Source organism: Hymenobacter canadensis, from assembly GCF_027359925.1.
Lineage (GTDB): Bacteria > Bacteroidota > Bacteroidia > Cytophagales > Hymenobacteraceae > Hymenobacter > Hymenobacter canadensis.
Genome location: NZ_CP114767.1, coordinates 3,955,426 through 3,974,070, shown reverse-complemented (window position 1 = coordinate 3,974,070; position 18,645 = coordinate 3,955,426). Strand labels below are relative to the sequence as shown.

Genomic DNA, 18,645 nt, shown 5'->3' with positions numbered 1-18,645 from the left:
TAGTCGTCGTCATGGAGGAGAGAAGCGGCGGGCCTATTTCTGGGCCTGGCTGTAGAGTTCACCGGTGGCTTTGTCGCGGTCGACTTTGGCCACCAGCACATCATAGAGGGCGGCGTAGTAGTTGGTCTGGGCCGAGCGCAGCTCGGTTTCGGCCGTCACTACTTCCAGGTTGGAGCCCACGCCTTCCTGAAACTTGATGCGCGACACGCGGGCCACTTCGCCGGCCAGGTCGAGGTTGGCCTTCTGGTTGTCGAGTACATCCAGGGCGTTGATGAGCGTGGTGCGGCTTTGCGCGTCCTGCAGGTCGATGCTCTGACGCAGCGTTTCGAAGCCCCGCTCAATGGTCTGCTGCTGAATCCGGGCCTGCTGCACCACATACTTGCGGCGGAAGCCGTCGAACACCGGAATCTGCAGACTCAGCCCCACGTTGCCAAACCCAAACCAGTTCTGGTTGGGGAAGCCATTGCTCGACCGCGAATCAGGCCCGCGGAAGGCAAACAGGTCGCCAGCTTCCTTGGCCGAGCCCGAGAAGCCGTAGGCCGCCGTGGCGAGCAGGCGCGGGTAGGCGCCAGCCCGGCGGTTAGCCAGGTCCAGGCCAGCCAGGGCCTGCTGGGTTTCCAGGGTGCTGAACTCGATGCGGTTGTTGTAGTTGAAGGCGGCCGCCAGCTGGCCGGTGCGGGCGCCGCTGAGGGCCGTCTGCTGGTCCTGCTGGCGCTGGTCGGCGGTGTTGGTGCTGGCGGGAGCCGTGCCGGTGGGCACGCCGCCCAGGCCGCTCACGCCGCCGCCGGTGGTGGGGCTGGCCGCGCCCAGGCGCTGGCGCAGGGAGCCGGCATCCACCAGCGCGTTGCTCAGCGAATCGGTCAGTTGCACTTGCTGGCTCTGGTCAAGGCCCATCTGAAACTTCAGCAAGGCCACGCTCAGCTCGGTGAGGCGCTGGGCTTTCTGCTGCTCCACTACCAGGTTGTTGCGCTGCACTTGCAGGCGCTGCACGTCCAGCTTCTCGGCGAAGCCCGCCTTGAAGGTTTCGTTGGTCTGGTATAGAATGGTGTCGAGGCGCTGCACGTTGCGCGAAAGCAGCTGCAGCCGCTCGCGGGCCACCAGCGTGCTGTAGTAGGCCTTGCTCACCTGCTCCACCACGTCGATTTCGGCCTGCTGGGTTTGTTTCTGCGCCAGCTGCTCATACACTTTGGCCGCTTTCAGACCAATGAGGTAGGCGCCATCAAACAGCAGCTGCGACACCGAGGCACTGGTGTTGCCGGCCCATTGCAGGCCAAAGGCAAACGCCTGCGGCGGCACCGGTTCCGAGGGCAGCGAAACGGTGCCCAGGTTCACCGTCCGGCCACTCTGGGCCGCGGTAATGTCGGCCGGCGTGAGGGTGGTAGCCGAGCTACCGCCGCCCAGCGCACCAAAATCCACGAGGCTTTTCTGCAGCTTGAAGTTGTCGGCTACGTTGGCCGCCACGCTCACCTGCGGCAGCCCCGCCGACCGGATTTCGCCCACCTTGGCGCGGGCCGTCTGCTCGCCCAGGCGCGTGGCCAGCAGCGTAGGCTTGTTCTGGATGGCATAGGCAACGGCCTGCTGCAGCGAAAGGGGCATATTGCCGGCCGTAGGCTGAACGGCCAGCGCGGGCTGGGATGCCGGGGCAGTCTGCGCCAGGGCGGCACCGGCGGGGGCCAGCAGGCCCGGCCCGGCGGCCAGCAACAAAACGCGTAGGTTGTTTTTCATATGGGGGAAAGCGGTGATGTTGCCTATTCTTCTTCCGTCACATGACGGTACTCGTTGATGAGCTTGTGGCCTTTCAGAGACACCACGCCCAGCAGAAAATGCTCGTTGCAGGCCATTTGCACGCGCATCTGGTCGAACTGCGCGGACGGAAACACGTCGGGGTCGAACAGCACGTCGATCTGGGCCAGGCGCAGGCGCGAGAGCACCTCAATGTCGAGGTCGGCGCGGTAGAGGCCTTCGGCGACTCCCCGGCGCAGGTTGGCCTGAATCTGCTGCAGGATGAAGCTGCTCTTGTGCTCGTGAAACAGGCCCCAGGCGGCGGGGTAGTACTTGCGCAGGTCGTGAATGGCGTTGGGGTTCATATTGGCAAACTGCCGCTTGGCCCAGTCCATCATCTGCACCATCTCATCCACGGCGTTGCGGGCGTGGCCGATGATGCCTTCGCACTCGCCCTGAACCCCGTTGAGGTGGTTATGAATAACGGCCGACACAATCTGGTCCTTGTTCTCAAACCACTTGTAAAGGGTCTTCTTCGAAATGCCCAGGTGCGTGGCAATGTCGTCCATCGACACGCTCTTGATGCCGTTGCGGGTGAAGAGGCCGATGGAGGCCTGTAAGATTCGGTCTTTGATTTCCATGATTACGGTAGCAAAGATACGATGGAAACTTTTATTGATTCCATAGTTTCCATTAATTTTTTGCTATCCTTTTTCACTGCGACCGTCCGTGCTGCTCTCACGACGCACGAGCCCCGGTTTTACTTTAGCGTCGGCCCATTTTTTTGGCCGCCGCCAACCGCCGGCTTGCCGTACCTTGCCAGTCCATTCTTTCGCCTGCATTCCCCCGACCCCTATGAAAATCCGCACTGGCTTCGGCTACGACGTTCACCAACTGCAGGAGGGCCTGCCCTTCTGGCTGGGCGGCATCCAGGTGCCCCACACCCACGGCGCCCTCGGCCACTCCGATGCCGACGTGCTCATCCACGTCATCTGCGACGCGCTGCTGGGCGCGGCCAACCTGCGCGACATCGGCTTCCACTTCCCCGACACCGACCCGCAGTACAAGGGCATCGACAGCAAGCGGCTGCTGAAGGAAGTGGTGCGCCTGCTCACGGAGCGCGGCTACAGCATCAGCAACATCGACTCCACCATCTGCCTCGAAGCGCCCAAAGTCAACCCCCACATTGCCGAAATGCAGCGCGTGCTGGCTGAGGTGATGGGCATCGACGCCGACGATATCAGCATCAAGGCCACCACCACCGAGAAGCTGGGCTTCGTGGGCCGCCGCGAAGGCGTGGCTGCCTACGCCTCGGTGCTCATCACCAAGTAGCGCGAACGTCCGTTTCGCGGTACTGCCCGTGCAGCCTTTAGCAGAAATTCCGTCCTTACCGTCGTCTAAACCGACCCTCTATGTCCTCCTCTTCCTCCTTCCTGGCCGGGCTGCTCCTGGTGGGCGCTACCGTTTCGGCGGTAGCCCAGCAGGCTCCCGACAAAATCAAAGTCAAGAAAAAGCGCGGCGCCAAAACCGAGGCTCCGGCCGTAGTGCCCGCCACCGACGGCGCTGTGCTGACGACGCCCACCCTGGCCACCGACAAGCCCACCGAGTGGGCCAGCACCTACGCCGCCACCATCACCCAGGCCGACCTGCGCCAGCACCTGACCGTGCTGGCCTCCGATGCCTACGAAGGCCGCGAAACCGGTGAGAAGGGCCAGAAGATGGCCGCCGACTACCTCAGCGCCGAGTTCAAGAAGCTGGGTCTGGCCGGCCCCGTTACGGGTTCTGACAACCCTTACCTGCAGCACTTCACGATGGAGCGCAGCACCTGGGAAGAAACCGCCACCCTCAAAGTGGGCACCCAGACCTACAAGTGGCTGACGGATTTCTACGCCATGGGCAACTCGCCGTTTCAGCAGGCTACCAGCGTGCAGCCGGTGTTTCTGGGCTACGGCATCGAGCAGGATGGCTACTCCGATTACACCGGCAAAGACGTGCAGGGCAAGGACGTGCTGATTCTGCTGGGCGAGCCTACCGGCCCCGATGGCAAGCCGGTGCTGGGCAAAGACGGCGCCCCCAGCAAGTGGGGCAACGACTACCGCGCCAAGGCCGCCAAAGCCGCCGAAAAAGGCGCCCGCAGCGTGTTCTTCGTCAGCTTCGATCCCAACAACAACTTCGACAAGCTGGTCCCGCGCATGATGCCCTACCTGCGCCGGCCCAGCATTTCGTTCAAGGATGCCAAGCCCGATGGCCGCCGCGCGGCGTTCTTTTTGTCGCCGAAGCTGGGCTACCAGCTGCTGGGCTCCAATGCCGCGGCCGTAACCAAGTACCTGGACGCCACCGGTAAAGCCGGCAAGCCCGTCGCCAGCCCCTTCAAGCTGGCGAAATTCACCATCACGGCCCCCAAGAAGCGCGAGGACTTCACCACCGAAAACGTGCTGGGCTACCTCGAAGGCACCGATAAGAAAGACGAAGTGCTGGTGCTTTCGGCTCACTACGACCACATCGGCATCATCAACGGCGAGGTAAACAACGGCGCCGACGACGACGGCTCGGGCACCGTGACGGTGCTGGAAATGGCCCAGGCCTTCATGAAAGCCAAAGCCGAAGGCCACGGCCCACGCCGCAGCATCCTGTTTCTGGCCGTCACGGGCGAGGAAAAAGGCCTGCTGGGCTCAGAGTACTACACCGACCACCCCGTGTTTCCGCTGGCCCAGACCGTAGCCGACCTGAACACCGACATGGTGGGCCGCACCGACAAGGAGCACGAAGGCAAGAGCGACTACGTCTACGTTATCGGCTCGGATAAGCTCTCATCGGAGCTGCACGAAATCGTGCTCAACGCCAACGCGCAGTACACGAAGATCGACTTGGACTTCCGCTTCAACGACCCCGAAGACCCCAACCGCTTCTACTACCGCTCCGACCACTATAACTTCGCCAAGCACAAGATTCCGGTGGCGTTCTTCTTCAACGGCGTGCACGACGACTACCACGGAGCCGGCGACGAAGTAGAGAAAATCGAGTTTCCGAAGATGGAAAAGCGGGCCCGCCTCGTGTTCCATTCGGCCTGGGAGCTGGCCAACCGCGACACGCGGGTGGTGGTAGACTCCAACAAGAAATAGCGCTCAGCTGGCCAGGGCTTCCTGGCGGGCAGCGGGCGTCAGTGGAAGCCCTCGTTCGAGGCAGAACCGGAGCAAGGCTCTGGCAACTGCCCCGGACGAGGGTTTTATTATGTATTCGAGGTGGTCGGGCTGCACGCTCAGCAGCACCCGCGCGCGGCTCCAAAAACTTTCGGGCCTGAAATCCACTTGCTTTATAGCCGGGTAGGAATGCTGCTGCGTGGTCAGTATCTTGATTTCCCAGTGCGTTTCATGCAGTACCAGCCGGCACGTGAGGTCGTTGTGGGAGTAGCCGGGCAGAAACCCCAGCAGCCGGAAGGCGCTGTCGATCCGGTCGATGGGCACCGGGAAGCCGTCGGGCGGCAAGGGGTGTGGGATGAGCGAAAGTGCCATGCTGGGCCCAATTGAGTAGTTTGCACTAGTAATTTCAGCGTACCGCCATGATAGCCACGAAATCCAGTCAGTTTCAGCTCGACAGCGAAAACAAGGCCTTCGACCTGGAGCACCGCCGCAAAATCCGCTTCAATATCGGCAAGTACAACGCGGCCGTGACCACCGGCCTGGGCTTTTACGCAGACCACGAGCTGGCCCGCGAACGGGCGTCGTACCTGAAGGCGCAGGCCGTCAACCACCTCGACGAGTACCTGCTGGAGTTTGAGCGCAACTTCACAGCCCGCGGCGGCAAGGTTATCTGGGCGCGGGATGCCGATGAGGCCCTGCGCGAAATCGGCAAGATCATGAGCCGCCGCCACGCCCGTACTGTGGTGAAGGCCAAGAGCATGACCACCGAGGAAATCCACCTCAACCACTTTCTGGAGCAGAACGGCATCGAGTCGGTGGAGACGGACCTGGGCGAGTTCATTGTGCAGCTGAACGGCGAGCGGCCCTACCACATCGTGACGCCGGCCATGCACCTGAGCAAGCTGGATATTGCCGACATCTTCGTCAAGCACCTCGGCATCGAGTACACCGACGACGCCCAGAAGCTGGTGCTCACGGCCCGGCACCTGCTGCGCAACAAGTACACCTCGGCCGAAGTGGGCATCACCGGGGGCAACTTCCTGATTGCGGATACCGGCGCCGTGGCCGTAACCGAAAACGAAGGCAACGCCCGCCTGTCGGCCACGTTTCCGCGCACTCACATTGCCATTGTGGGCATCGAGAAGGTGATTCCGAAGCTGGAAGACCTGGCCCTGTTCTGGCCGCTGCTTAGCACCAGCGGCACCGGCCAGCAAGTCACGGTGTACAACACCATCTACACCGGCCCACGCCAGCCGCTGGAAAAAGACGGCCCCGACGAGATGATTGTGGTGCTGCTCGACAATGGCCGCACCAACCTGCTGGCCCAGCCCGCCCAGCGCGAGGCGCTGCACTGCATCCGGTGCGGGGCCTGCCTCAACATCTGCCCGGTGTATAAGAACATCGGCGGCCACACCTACGAAACCACCTACTCCGGCCCCATCGGCTCGGTTATCAGCCCGCACCTGGCCGGCATGGCCGACAACAAGCACCTGAGCTACGCCAGCAGCCTGTGCGGCGCCTGCACCTCGGTATGCCCCGTCAAAATCCCGATTCATAACCTGCTGCTGCAAAACCGCCAGCAGGCCGTGCGCGAAAACCTCACTGACAAAGAAGAGCGCACCGCCATCCGGCTGTGGCTGCTGGCCATGAAAAACCGCCGCCTACTGGATCTGCTGCCGGCCCGCGCCAAAAACTGGGTGCTGCTGCGCCTGCTCAGCCAAGTAGGCTGGAGCAAGCGCCGCGACGCCCTGGAGGTGGCGCCGCAGTCGTTCCGGAAGATGTGGAAGGCGCGGGGGTAGCGTTTAGGGTCAGCTGAGTAGCCCGCCAACCCTACTACCCCCAATGCAGTACAACAGCCGCCGCCCGATTGGGCGGCGGTTTTGCTTTTCTATGCTGTTTTACGCGCTGCACGCGCTGGCGTTCATAGCCGGTGTGGTTTTGGTTATTATCACGCTGTCGGCCGCCATCCGCTCGTTTGTGCTGCCGCGCAACGAAGTGGTGAAGCTGAACACCTACGTATTCCGGCCCCTACGGACGCTGTTTGACTTCGCGTCTTCCCGCCACAAAACCTTCAGCGGGCGCGACCGGGTGCAGGCACATTACGCGCCCGTGGCCCTGGTGGCGCTGCCGGTGGTGTGGCTGGCGGTAGTGGCCCTCGGGTTTACCGGTATCTACTGGGGCATGAACGAGGGCGACTGGCTGGACTGTTTTCAGCTTAGTGGCAGCTCCCTGCTCACGCTGGGCACCCACAAAACGCGCGGCCCCATCGTCACGGCTTTCACCTTTGCCGAAGCCACGCTGGGTTTGCTGCTGCTCACGCTGCTCATCTCCTACCTGCCCACTATCTACCAGGCTTTTTCCCGGCGCGAGCTGGTGGTATCCAGGGTGGAACTGCGGGCGGGCGCGCCGCCCACGGCCAGCACGCTGCTGCTCTGGCTGTACCGCCGCGACGTGCAGGCTCCTGACACTGCCCAGTGGGAAGCCTGGGAGGGCTGGTTTATGGAACTGGAGGAAAGCCATACGTCGCTGCCCATTCTGTCGTTTTTCCGCTCGCCACAGCCCGGCCGCTCCTGGGTGACGACGGCTTCGTTGATTCTGGACTCGGCCGCGCTGATGTTCAGCTCCTTAGAAGGTCCCCACAATCAGCAGGCGGAGCTAACATTCAAGGCGGGCTGCGTATCGATAAACCGTATTTTCCGCTTTTTCAACGAAGACATTCATACCAAGCCCAGCGAGCTGCTACCCGACAACGAGCCGCTGGAAAACCCGCACCGCGCCGAGTTCGACGAGGCGTACGCGAGACTGGCGGAGGGCGGCCTGCCCCTGCGCCGCAACCGCGACGAGGCCTGGCAGCACTACCACGAGCTGCGCAGCCGCTACACCACGGCCCTCGAATTTCTGGGCCGCATCACCATGGCCCCCGAAGTAAAGGACCTGTAAGCTGCAGAAACGGAGGGCTGAAGCCTGTGGCGCCTGCCGCTTGTACCAGTACCTATTCCCGCAGGTTTCACCCTCACCATTCCCCAAAGGGCCCTGGCATCTGCCAGGGCCCTTTTGCTTTTCCGGGAACCCAGGCTGGTATTTCCGGAAGAAGATATAGTATTGTATAGTGACGTGAATGGTGTACTTTACACGGCCTTTCCTCTGTATATCCCAGCCATATACAAACGAGGTAAGTTGCTAATCTGGCCTTTCTTCTACTTATCCGGCATGCTGCGCTTTGCTTTGATTGTACGCCCCTTCCGCTGATCCTGCGCAGCCAGCAATGGCCCGCCCTTTCGCCATTGCTTACTCACCGATGGCACGCCACTGGCTCCGGACGGCGCCGTTTCCCTCCCGGCTGCGGCAGCCGGCGCGGTTGTCTTCAGCCGGGGTAGCGCACCCCAAAAGCCGCTTTTTTCCTCTCGTTTTTCTCAACACATTTTTCCTTTTCTATGCTTACATCTTTACTGTCAGCAGCTGCCAGCGGGAATCATCCCGCGCCGGGGCTGCAACCTGGCCGCTGGCAGCGGCGCCTGCCGATGCTGGTTCTGCTGGGGTTGCTGGGGGCTTCGGCTGCCCAGGCGCAGGTGGTGCGCACCTTGCCGGGCGACTACACCACGCTGGCGGCGGCCATCACCGACCTCAATACCAACGGCGTCCCGACGGGCGGGGTCACCATCAACATAGCGGCCGGCTACACCGAAACGGCCGCCAACCTCACGCTGACGGCGAGCGGCACGGCTGCCAACCCGGTAGTGTTCCAGAAAGCCGGAACCGGGGCCAATCCGCTGCTCACGGCCGGTACCGGCACCAGCACCACCACCGACGGCCTCATCCGGCTTTCGGGGGCCGACTACGTGACGTTTGACGGCCTCGACGTTGCGGAAAGCGCCGCCAACACCACCACGACCACGCAGATGGAGTTTGGCTACGGCCTGTTCCGGGCCTCGGCCACGGATGGCTGCCAGAACAACATCATCCGCAACTGCGTGGTGACGCTCAACAAGACCAATGCCGCCACCATCGGCATTGCCGGGCTGGCTTCGGGCACGGGCAGCGCCACGGCGGTGCCGGCCACCAACCCGGCCGGCGCCAACTCCAACAACCTGGTGTACGGTAATGTGGTGAGCAATGCGCTGAAGGGCATTGACTTCGCGGCAGGCAGTGCCACTACGCCGCTGGCCAACTTCGACCAGAACAACCAGGTGGGCCTGACGCCCGCCGGCGCGGCGGCCGGCAATACCGTCGGCAACTTCGGCGGCACGGCTTCGGGCTGGGGCATCGGCGGCAACTACCAGAATGGCTACAAAGTGGCCAACAACGTGGTCAACAGCACGCTCAACTACACCTCGGCCACGGCCTCGGCGCCGGTGGCGGCTTCCACCGTCACCAGCACCCTGCGCGGCATCTACGGCAATGCCGGGGCGGCCGCCAGCCTCGACTTCCTCAACAACACCGTGACCCTGGCCAGCGGCGCCACCACGTCGCAGCTGTCGGGCATCGAGAACGGCATCGGAGCGACGGGCACGACCAACACCGTGAACATCACGGGCAATACCGTGACGGGCTGCACCTATGCCACCGCCACGACCGGTATTTTCTACGGCCTCTACAATTCAGCCACGGCGGGCACGGTCAATATCTCGGGCAATACCGTCAGCAACAACACGGTGCCAGGCTCGGGAGCGCACTACCTGATATCGGGTAGCAGCCCCACGACGCTCAACATCCTCAACAACCAGCTCAGCGGCAATACCAAGGGCGGCTCGACGGCCAGCACTAGCGGCACCATGTTCTGCATCAGTGCAGGCACGGCGGCCGTCACGGCCTCGGGCAACACGATCAGCAACAACCGTATCGTGTCGAGCGGCACGAGCAGCTCTACCCTGAACGGGTACTACAACTTCAGCTCGCCGCCTTCGGAAACGGTGACCAACAACACCATCACCAACCTCACGGTGGAGGGCAGCACGTCCTCGTCGACTTCGGCCATCAACGGCATCCTAACCAACCCGGCCAGCACCACCACCAAGCTCGTCAGCCAGAACGTCATCGGCAACCTGAGCCTGACGGTGGGCGGCACGGTGTACGGCATCCAGTCGATTGCCGGTAACGCGGTAAGCATTTCGCGCAACAAGATTTACGGCCTCTCCGCTGCCGCCACGGCCGGCACGGTGTACGGCCTGTTTCTGAGCACCGGCACAGCCATTACGGCCAGCAACAACCTCATCGGCGACCTGACGGCCCCGACTTCCAGCGGCGTTAATGCCGTGTGCGGGGTGTTCATCAACAGCGGCACTAACGTCAACCTGTACTACAACACGCTGTATCTGGCGGCGGTATCGTCGTCGGCTACTTTCGGCACGTCGGGCATCTACGCGGCGTCGCTGGTGCCGGTAGTTGACCTGCGCAACAACTTGGTGGTGAACAACTCCACATCGGGCAGCACGGGCGGCGCTACGGTGGCACTGCGCTACTTAGCCGCGCCGGGCAGCAGCCTGGCCGGCACCACCAACAACAACATCTACTACGCCGGCACGCCAGGCGCGGCCAACTTGATTTACGCCGAAGGCACCACCACGCTGGCCAATGCCCAACAGACGCTGGCCGCCTACCGCACCTATGTGGCCGCGCGCGAGCAGAACTCGCTGACGGAAAACCCGACGTTTGTGAGCACCACCGGGACTGCCGCGGGCTTTCTGCATCTGAGCCCTTCCGTGCCGACGCAGGCGGAGAGCGCCGCCGCCGCCATCAGCGGCCTGACCCTGGACTACGACGGCGAAACCCGTGGTACGCTACCCGATATCGGGGCCGACGAGGGCACTTTTGCGCCGCTTGACATGAGCGTGCCGATCATCACCCTAACTCCCCTCAGCAACACCACCAGCACCGCCAACCGCACCCTGTCCGTCACGATTGTGGATGCCAGCGGCATTGCCACCGGCGCCAACGCCCCGCGCCTGTTCTTCCGCAAGGGCAGCAGCGGCACCTACCAGAGCGTGGCGGCCAGCAGCGTGAGCGGCGACGTGTACACGTTCACCTTCGATTACGCCCTGGTGGGCGGCGTTACGGGCTTCGATGCCATTCAGTACTATGTGGTGGCGCAGGATGCCAGCCCCAACGCCAACGTGAGCAGCAGCCCCGCGGGCGGCACGTTCACCACGCCGCCGGCCAGCGTGTATCAGTTCCTGATTCAGGGCCAGCTGAGCGGCACGTACTATGTGGGCACGGGCACCTCGCCGGACCCCACCCGCACTTATGCCACCCTGACGGCGGCCACGCAGGCTTACAGCAACAACCTGCTGGCCGGCCCCGTGACCTTCCTGCTGCTGGATGCCAGCTACGGACCGGCTGAGACGTTCCCGATTCTACTGGCCAACAACGCCACGGCTTCCGCCACCAATACGCTCACCATCAAGCCCACTACCGGCCTCACGACCACCCTGACCGGCAGCAACGCCACGGCGCTGATTGCGCTGATTGGGGCCGACTACGTGACGCTCGACGGCAACAGCGGCGGCACCATTTCCGGCACCGACCCGCGTCCCAGCCGCAACTGGACGCTGAGCAACACCAGCACCGCCACCAGCAGCAACGGCATCGTGCTGACGGTGCCCAACTCCGGCACCGACAACGCCTCCAACAACACGTTCCGCAACCTGGCGGTGAGCGGCAGCGGCGGCGCTACGGCGCAGGCCGGTATTCTGATGCTCTCGGCCACCACCAACACCGTTGGCAACGCCAACAACGTGGTGCAGAACAATGCCGTGTCGGGGGCTACGTTTGGCATTTACTCGGTAGGGCCAAGCGCCACCGTGAAAAATACGGGCACCATCATCACTCAGAACGACATGACTGTGACGGGTACCGGTGCCATCGGGCGCTACGGTATCACCGGCCTGTTCGAGGACGGTATTCAGGTGACGCAGAACACGGTGGATGGCATCAACTCGGCGGCCACCGCCGACGTGTGGGGCATCAACCTGGGCTTCACCGGCCTGACCAATAACGTGTACACCGGCAACGAGGTAACCAATGCCACCATTGACCGCAACTACGTGGGCAGCGTGCGGCAGACCAACACGTACTCGGCCGCCGGCATTGCGCTGGCAGCGGCTACGTCGGGCACATCGGTTATCAGCAACAACATGGTGGCTGGCGTTTCGTCGAACGGCACGGCCGGCGACTTCGGGGCCGGCATCTTCCTGGGCGGCGGCACCGGCTCGATTACCCGGGTAGCCTTCAACTCGGTGAGCATGAGCGGCACCCAGACGGGCGGCGCGCAGCCTGGTTTTGCGCTGGCCGTTGGCGGCGCCACACCTACCGTTGACATCCGCAACAACGTGCTGGCCAACACCCAGACCACGGGCACCGGCAAAAACGTGGCCCTGGGCCTGGCCTACAGCAGCAGCACCGGCGCCTACGCTGGCCTGACGTCTTCCAACAACGACTTCTTCGTGGGCTCCGGCGCTGCCTTTTTAGTGGGCCAGACGGGTGGCCTGGTGACGGCAGGTATAGCCCGTACCACCCTGGCCGACCTCAACACCGAAACTGGCCAGGACAATCCGGCAACCTCGAAAACCGCCGATCCGCAGTTTGCCTCGGCCACGGATCTGCACAGCACCAGCCCTGCCCTCAACAATGCCGGCGTACCCGTAGCGGGTATCACGGTTGACTTCGACGGCCAGAGCCGCTCGGCTAACACGCCCGATATCGGGGCCGACGAGTTTGCGCTGCTCGACCTGGCAACGGCCGCTCTCACCGGCCCTACGGCCGGCGCCGGCTGCTACTCCGCCGCCGAGGCCGTGTCTGTCACGATCCGCAACAACGCTGCTACCGCGCTGGACTTCGCCACTACGCCGGCAACCATCACGGCTACCGTAACGGGTGGCACCACGCCCCAGACCCTGACCGCCACCGTGAACACCGGCACGCTGGCCCCCGGAGCCTCACTGGCCGTGCCCGTCGGCACCGCCGACCTGTCGGCGGCCGGTACGTACTCGCTTACAGCCACGGTGGCCGTAGCCGGCGATGAAAACACCGCCAATAACACGTTGGCCACGCCGTTGAGCATCGTGAGCACGCCGCGCACGGTAGCCTTCACGTATCCGGCCGGGACTATCTGCGCCAGCTCCACTGCTCCGGTGGCGGCCACTCTCGGCGGCGGCGCGGCTACGGGCGGCACGTTCAGCGCCCCTACCGGCCTGATCCTCGATGCCACGACGGGCGCCATCACGCCCGCCACCAGCACGCCCGGCACCTACACCGTCACGTACACCGTAACTGCTTCGGGCGCCTGCCCGGCAGTATCGGCCACGCAGTCGGTTACGATTACGCCGGCCGCTTCGGCTGCCTTCAGCTACAGCACCGCCACGTTCTGCCAGAGCGGCACCAACCCGGTGGCTACCGTGACGGGCACCAGCGGCGGCACGTTCAGCGCCCCTACCGGCCTGAGCCTTGATGCCACGACGGGCACCATCAGCCTGACGGCCTCGACGCCCGGCACGTACACCGTGACATACACGGCAGGCACCGCCTGCCCCGCCTCCGCCACGTTCAGCGTGACCATCACGGCCCCGGCCACGGCCGGCTTCAGCTATGCTGCCACCAGCTTCTGCGCCTCGCAGGCTACCGCCGCAGCCGCTACGTTGGCCACCGGCGCCACGGCTGGCACGTTCAGCTCGACTACGGGCCTGACCATTAACGCCACCACAGGCGCCATCACGCCTTCGACCAGTACGCCCGGCACTTACACCGTGACCAATACGGTAGCGGCATCCGGCGGCTGCGCGGCGGCCACGTCCACGTTCAGCGTAACGATTACGGCCGCCCCAGTAGCTACATTCAGCTACGCCAACGCCGCCTACTGCGTGGGCGCCACCGGCACGGCTGCGCCTACCCTCGCCTCCGGCGCCACGGCCGGCACGTTCAGCGCCCCGGCCGGCCTGAGCCTGAACGCCACTACCGGCGTCATTACTCTGGGTACCTCGGCAGCCGGCACCTACATCGTGACTAACACGGTGGCGGCTTCGGGGGCCTGCGCCGCTACCACGGCTACGTTCAGCGTGACCATCAACGCCCGGCCAGCCCAGCCGACGGTGGCACCGGTTTATAACGGAGCCACCACCACGCTCACCAGCTCCAGCGCTACGGGCAACCAGTGGTACCTCAACGGCACGCTGATTGCCGGTGCTACCAACCCAACCTACGTGGTGAACACCACGGCCCAGTTTGGCCAGTACACGGTAGTCGTGACCAACGCTGCCACGGGCTGCGCCTCGCTGCCCTCGGCCCCGCTGCTCGTCAACAGCAGCGTGAAGCCGCTGGCCGGCTCGGCCCTAAGCGTGTACCCTAACCCCACTCCTGACGGCAACGTCAGCGTGGAGCTGCGCGGCTACACCAAGGCCACGGAATTGCGCGTTTACAACGCCGTAGGCCAGCAGGTGCTGGAGCGTACGCTGTCGGGCCAGCCCGGCGTGCAGACCGCCACCCTGGATTTGCGCCAGCTGCCGGCTGGCGTCTACATCCTGCGCGCCCGCACCGAGGGCGGGCTCGATATGCGCCGCATCACCAAGCAGTAAACCTGAAGTTTATAGACGGAACGAAAAGGGCCTTTCCGGTTGGGAAGGCCCTTTTTTTGTGGCATCTCTTGATAATAGCTACCGGCCAGCCGTTGGTAGGTCTGCTGTCATCCTACCCGCTTTTATTCGCCTTCGTCGGGCAGAATATGGACGTCCTGCACCAGCACCATCTTCTCGATTTCGCGGCCGCGGGGTGTGTTGGCGAGGCCACCGAGGGCGGTTTCCTTGTAGCGGGTTTCCATGCTCTGGCCCACTTCGCCGAGCGCCGCCACGCACTGGTCTACGGGAATAACGGGGTCGATGCCGGCAATGGCAATCTGGGCGGAGCTGAAGGCAATGGCGGCCGCCGAGGCATTGCGCACCACGCAGGGCACTTCCACCAGCCCCGCCACCGGGTCGCAGATGAGGCCCAGCATGCACTGAATGGTGACGGCTACGGCCGCAAACGTCTGGTCGACGGTGCCACCCAGGCAGTAGACGATGGCCCCGCTGCCCATAGCCGCCGCCGAGCCGGTTTCGGCCTGGCAGCCGCCCACGGCCCCCGCGAGCGAGGCATTCTGCTCGATGATGAGCGCTACGCCGGCCGCCACCAGCAGGCCTTCCAGAATCTGGCGGTCGGAGAGCTTATGCAGCTCCTGCAACGTCACGAGTACGCCGGGCAGGATGCCCGAGGCCCCGGCGGTGGGCGCGGCCACCACCCGGCCCATGCAGGAGTTCACCTCCTTGGCGCCCATAGCCCGCGTAACGAGCTGCTTGAACTCCGGCGACAGGACCGTGACCGGCGAGGCCGCAATCTTCTTCGCGCCGTTGTTGATCATGCCCGAGCGCGAGGTCATGTCCTGGGTAAGGCCAGTCTGCACGGCGTCGCGCATCACGTCGTAGGCCCGTTGCAGGCCGTCCCAGATCTGGTCTTCCGTGCGGCCTTTCTGCTCGATTTCGTAGGCCAGCACGGGTTGGTAGAGGGGCTCACCGGTGGCGGCGCAGTGCGCGCGCCAGGAGGCAAAATCAGTGAAAAGCAGCGACATGAGGGGGTGGGAAATGAAGGAAAGAAATCAGATCAGCATCAGCAAACCGCTGACTGGAAATACCAGAACGCAGCGGGGCAAACCAGGGTGCGAAAGTCGGGAGTTTTTCTGCCTTTCACTACCAAACGCAGAATCGCCACCAACCCGGCGGCTGGTGGCGATTCTGTAGGCGAACCGGCGGCGGTGGCTTTTAAGCCGCTGAGTCGGTTTTGGTGGCTTCTTTGGCCTCACTCACCAGCTTCACGCTGGCCGAGTTGATGCACAGGCGCAGGCCACCGGGAGGAGGGCCGTCGGGGAATACGTGGCCCTGGTGGGCGTCGCAGACGTTGCAGAGCACTTCCACGCGGGTCATGCCGTAGCTGGTGTCTTTCTTGTAGCGAATGGCGCTTTCGTCGACGGGCTGCGTGAAGCTGGGCCAGCCGGTGCCGCTCTCGAACTTGGTGCGCGAGTCGTAGAGCGGAGTACCGCAGCACACGCAGGCGTAGAGGCCAGACTCGTGGGCTTCGCAGTATTCGCCGGTAAAGGCGCGCTCGGTGCCGTGCTCCCGCGTAACGTGGTACTGCTCGGCGGTGAGCTGCTGCCGCCACTCAGCATCGGTCTTTTCTACCCGCCGGGGCGGGGTGGGGCTGCCGTGGTTGGCCAGCCGGATTACATCATTCCAGGTTTGCATATCGCGAAGTGTTGATCGGGGGATAGAGCGGAAAACCGCCCTGATAGCAAACGCACCAGCAGGCTGGGAAGTTTTCCGGCTGGGTTTTTACAGTTGCTCAACCTCTTCCTCCACCGACCAACGCCGCCACTGCTGCCGGGCAAAACGCAGAAAAGCAGCAGGGGCCAACCGAAATTCCCGTTCGGTTTCATAGCGTCCGTCCAGCAGTTCATAACGCACCTCCAGTCGGGCCGGGGGAATCGTATCCAGGCAGCAGGCTGTGGGCGGCACCCGTTGGGCGGCTGGCACAGCATCGTACTGCACCACTGAATAGCCGCGCAGGGCGTACTTGGCAGCTCCTTCACGTAGAATCAGCTTTTGCTGGGCCGGGCTCACGTCGCTACGGCAGACTAGCCGATACAGCAAAGTGGTTTCTGTCTGGCCATCAGCATCCAGGTCGGTAATGGACATGGCCCCGGGCACTGGACCCAGCCAGGTATCGAACGCACACCGCTCCACGGCATCCTGCAGCCGCCAGAGCTCCTGCCAGCTTTCGGCACGCTGCACAAACTGGCGAGCATACAGGCTCACCGACTTCGTTTCGTTGGGGTCATCAGGACGAGCGGGTAACGTGCGCGCCGGAGTACGCGTGACGACCAGTAGGTTCCGGCCATTAATATCCGTCCATTGTTTCAGCTCCAGCACCTGGCCAGGCAGACGCGGTACTCCGGCTGGCAGTTGCGTAGGTGGCAGACTGATTACGGTGGCCGAATCGAAGGCTGCGGCCATTGTGGCAGCAGGCAGCTTCACGATTGAATCGGGCGAGCTGCCTGCAGCGTCATTGTCGGGAGCTGATGTACTCGGATCGGTGGAGCAAGCAGCCAGAGCTACCGCCGCCAGCCAGAGAAGTTGACGCATACTGTATCGGAGAAAGCCGGTTGTAAGTATAGGCATTGTATGAAACTCCTCACCGCCGCCCAGACCCGCGCCCTCGACCAGGCCACCACGCAAGCCCAGCGCATCAGCTCGGTGGAGCTGATGGAGCGCGCGGCCACGGCCTGCACCAACTGGCTGCTCGACCAGCTGCAGCCAGCGTTCAGCACCGAAATCCACGTGTTCTGCGGGCCTGGCAACGACGGCGGCGACGGGCTGGCCGTGGCGCGGCAGCTGCACACGGCCGGCTACGCGCCACAGGTCTGGCTGCTGCCGGCCGAAAAGCACTCTGCCGATTTCCTGCACAACCAGCAGCAACTGCCCGAAGCCATCCGCTGCCAGGAACTGAGCGCCCGCCGTCTGCCGCCGCTGCCGGCCGGCGCGCTGGTGCTGGATGCGCTGTTCGGGACCGGGCTTACGCGGACGCTGGAAGGTTTGCCAGCTACCGTCGTGAAGCATCTGAACCAGTCGGCGGCTACGGTGGTAGCCGTGGATATACCCTCGGGCCTGCTCGCCGACGCGCCCCAGCCTGCCAGCTCGGCCATCGTGCGCGCCCACCACACGCTCAGCTTCGAGCTGCCGAAACTGGCGTTTCTGCTGCCGCGCAACGCGGAGTTTGTGGGCGAGTGGACGGTACTGCCCATCGGGCTGGATCAGCCGTTTATCCACAACACAACTGTGGATAACTACTTCGTGGATGCCGCTTTACTGGCGGGCCGGCTGCCGCAGCGGGCGCGGTTTTCACACAAAGGCACTTTCGGGCACGCGCTGCTGCTGGCCGGCAGCTACGGTAAGCTGGGCGCGGCCGTGCTGGCGGCGCAGGCCTGCCTGCGCGGTGGCGTGGGGTTGCTCACGATCCGGACGCCGGGCGTGGGCTACACCATCCTGCAAACGGCCGTACCCGAGGCCATGGCCCTCCCCGACCCGGCCTCTGACTTCGTGACCGAGCTACCCGAGTTGCACCCGTACGCTGCCGTGGGCATGGGCCCCGGGCTGGGCCAGGAGGAATCCACGGCGGAAGTGCTGCGGCTGTTGCTCCAACAGGTAGGAAGCCGGCGAGCGCTGGTGCTGGATGCCGATGCCCTCAACTTACTAGGCACGCACCGTGAGCTGCTTCAGAAGCTGCCGCCCAATACGCTGCTCACTCCTCACCCCAAGGAGTTCGAACGGCTGGTGGGCGAGCCGGCCCTCGACGACTACCACCGCCTGGACCAGTTACGCGCCTTCTGCCGGGAGCACCGCTGCTACTGCGTGCTCAAAGGCGCGTACACGGCGCTGGGCACCCCCGACGGCCCGGTATACTTCAATAGCACCGGCAACCCCGGCATGGCCACCGGCGGCAGCGGCGACGTGCTGACCGGCCTGCTGCTGGCCCTGCGCGCCGACCAGCGCCTTTCGCCCCTGGATGCGGCGCTGCTGGGCGTATATGCCCACGGCCGCGCCGGCGACCTGGCCGCCGCCGAATCCGGCGAGCCGGGCCTGATAGCCGGCGACCTGGTGCGGTTTATCGGGCCGGCGTTGCGCGAGCTGGAAGGCGACCTGTAGTATGAAGCTCCTGCTTCCGCAGACGAGTTCAGCGAGTAATTCGCGTTGATGCGAGCGGTGCGGCACCG

12 protein-coding genes are annotated in these 18,645 nt (G+C 64.0%); 6 read left to right on the top strand and 6 right to left on the bottom strand.

Annotation, left to right across the window (positions count from 1 at the left end; all coding sequences use genetic code 11):
• Positions 1 to 33 precede the first annotated feature (33 nt).
• Positions 34 to 1,725, bottom strand: a complete 1,692-nt coding sequence (locus O3303_RS16970; RefSeq protein ID WP_269559562.1) for a TolC family protein — start codon at positions 1,723 to 1,725, stop codon at positions 34 to 36.
• A gap of 23 nt (positions 1,726 to 1,748) precedes the next feature.
• Complete coding sequence (locus tag O3303_RS16965; protein WP_269559561.1) at positions 1,749 to 2,363, bottom strand: TetR/AcrR family transcriptional regulator; 615 nt, start codon at positions 2,361 to 2,363, stop codon at positions 1,749 to 1,751.
• A 214-nt stretch (positions 2,364 to 2,577) separates the two neighbouring features.
• On the opposite strand from O3303_RS16965, the gene ispF reads away from it, so the two are divergent.
• Positions 2,578 to 3,054, top strand: a complete 477-nt coding sequence (ispF, locus tag O3303_RS16960; RefSeq protein WP_044014628.1) for a 2-C-methyl-D-erythritol 2,4-cyclodiphosphate synthase — start codon at positions 2,578 to 2,580, stop codon at positions 3,052 to 3,054.
• An 80-nt stretch (positions 3,055 to 3,134) separates the two neighbouring features.
• Positions 3,135 to 4,844, top strand: coding sequence for a M28 family peptidase (locus O3303_RS16955; protein ID WP_269559560.1), 1,710 nt, complete (start codon positions 3,135 to 3,137; stop codon positions 4,842 to 4,844).
• Positions 4,845 to 4,847: 3 nt separating this feature from the next.
• Here O3303_RS16955 and O3303_RS16950 read toward each other — a convergent pair whose 3' ends face one another.
• Positions 4,848 to 5,234: a hypothetical protein gene (locus O3303_RS16950; RefSeq protein ID WP_269559559.1), complete on the bottom strand. Its 387-nt coding sequence runs from the start codon at positions 5,232 to 5,234 to the stop codon at positions 4,848 to 4,850.
• A gap of 47 nt (positions 5,235 to 5,281) precedes the next feature.
• On the opposite strand from O3303_RS16950, the gene O3303_RS16945 reads away from it, so the two are divergent.
• The 3 genes from O3303_RS16945 (at position 5,282) to O3303_RS16935 (ending at position 14,425) form a co-directional block, all read left to right on the top strand.
• A complete protein-coding gene (locus O3303_RS16945) occupies positions 5,282 to 6,661 on the top strand; it encodes a LutB/LldF family L-lactate oxidation iron-sulfur protein (protein ID WP_269559558.1) in 1,380 nt (459 codons plus the stop codon).
• A 91-nt stretch (positions 6,662 to 6,752) separates the two neighbouring features.
• Positions 6,753 to 7,802, top strand: coding sequence for a hypothetical protein (locus O3303_RS16940; RefSeq protein ID WP_269559557.1), 1,050 nt, complete (start codon positions 6,753 to 6,755; stop codon positions 7,800 to 7,802).
• Between the two features lie 494 nt (positions 7,803 to 8,296).
• Positions 8,297 to 14,425, top strand: a complete 6,129-nt coding sequence (locus tag O3303_RS16935; protein ID WP_269559556.1) for a T9SS type A sorting domain-containing protein — start codon at positions 8,297 to 8,299, stop codon at positions 14,423 to 14,425.
• 122 nt (positions 14,426 to 14,547) lie between these two features.
• Here the strand turns inward: O3303_RS16935 and sdaAA are convergent, their stop codons facing one another.
• From sdaAA to O3303_RS16920, 3 genes are all read right to left on the bottom strand, one after another.
• Positions 14,548 to 15,450: an L-serine ammonia-lyase, iron-sulfur-dependent, subunit alpha gene (gene sdaAA / locus O3303_RS16930; protein WP_269559555.1), complete on the bottom strand. Its 903-nt coding sequence runs from the start codon at positions 15,448 to 15,450 to the stop codon at positions 14,548 to 14,550.
• A gap of 190 nt (positions 15,451 to 15,640) precedes the next feature.
• Complete coding sequence (msrB, locus tag O3303_RS16925; RefSeq protein WP_269559554.1) at positions 15,641 to 16,120, bottom strand: peptide-methionine (R)-S-oxide reductase MsrB; 480 nt, start codon at positions 16,118 to 16,120, stop codon at positions 15,641 to 15,643.
• An 87-nt stretch (positions 16,121 to 16,207) separates the two neighbouring features.
• Positions 16,208 to 17,017, bottom strand: a complete 810-nt coding sequence (locus O3303_RS16920) for a M949_RS01915 family surface polysaccharide biosynthesis protein (RefSeq protein ID WP_269559553.1) — start codon at positions 17,015 to 17,017, stop codon at positions 16,208 to 16,210.
• Between the two features lie 39 nt (positions 17,018 to 17,056).
• Between O3303_RS16920 and O3303_RS16915 the strand changes: the two genes are divergently transcribed.
• A complete protein-coding gene (locus O3303_RS16915) occupies positions 17,057 to 18,577 on the top strand; it encodes an NAD(P)H-hydrate dehydratase (RefSeq protein ID WP_269559552.1) in 1,521 nt (506 codons plus the stop codon).
• Positions 18,578 to 18,645: the final 68 nt, after the last annotated feature.

What these genes read in the sequence shown, in the direction of transcription:
- O3303_RS16920 (WP_269559553.1), bottom strand. Translation starts at nt 17,017, where the DNA reads ATGCGTCAACTTCTCTGGCTGGCGGCGGTAGCTCTGGCTGCTTGCTCC.
- msrB (WP_269559554.1), bottom strand. Translation starts at nt 16,120, where the DNA reads ATGCAAACCTGGAATGATGTAATCCGGCTGGCCAACCACGGCAGCCCC.
- O3303_RS16965 (WP_269559561.1), bottom strand. Translation starts at nt 2,363, where the DNA reads ATGGAAATCAAAGACCGAATCTTACAGGCCTCCATCGGCCTCTTCACC.
- O3303_RS16935 (WP_269559556.1), top strand. Translation starts at nt 8,297, where the DNA reads ATGCTTACATCTTTACTGTCAGCAGCTGCCAGCGGGAATCATCCCGCG.
- ispF (WP_044014628.1), top strand. Translation starts at nt 2,578, where the DNA reads ATGAAAATCCGCACTGGCTTCGGCTACGACGTTCACCAACTGCAGGAG.
- O3303_RS16970 (WP_269559562.1), bottom strand. Translation starts at nt 1,725, where the DNA reads ATGAAAAACAACCTACGCGTTTTGTTGCTGGCCGCCGGGCCGGGCCTG.
- O3303_RS16940 (WP_269559557.1), top strand. Translation starts at nt 6,753, where the DNA reads ATGCTGTTTTACGCGCTGCACGCGCTGGCGTTCATAGCCGGTGTGGTT.
- O3303_RS16950 (WP_269559559.1), bottom strand. Translation starts at nt 5,234, where the DNA reads ATGGCACTTTCGCTCATCCCACACCCCTTGCCGCCCGACGGCTTCCCG.
- O3303_RS16915 (WP_269559552.1), top strand. Translation starts at nt 17,057, where the DNA reads ATGAAACTCCTCACCGCCGCCCAGACCCGCGCCCTCGACCAGGCCACC.
- O3303_RS16945 (WP_269559558.1), top strand. Translation starts at nt 5,282, where the DNA reads ATGATAGCCACGAAATCCAGTCAGTTTCAGCTCGACAGCGAAAACAAG.
- O3303_RS16955 (WP_269559560.1), top strand. Translation starts at nt 3,135, where the DNA reads ATGTCCTCCTCTTCCTCCTTCCTGGCCGGGCTGCTCCTGGTGGGCGCT.
- sdaAA (WP_269559555.1), bottom strand. Translation starts at nt 15,450, where the DNA reads ATGTCGCTGCTTTTCACTGATTTTGCCTCCTGGCGCGCGCACTGCGCC.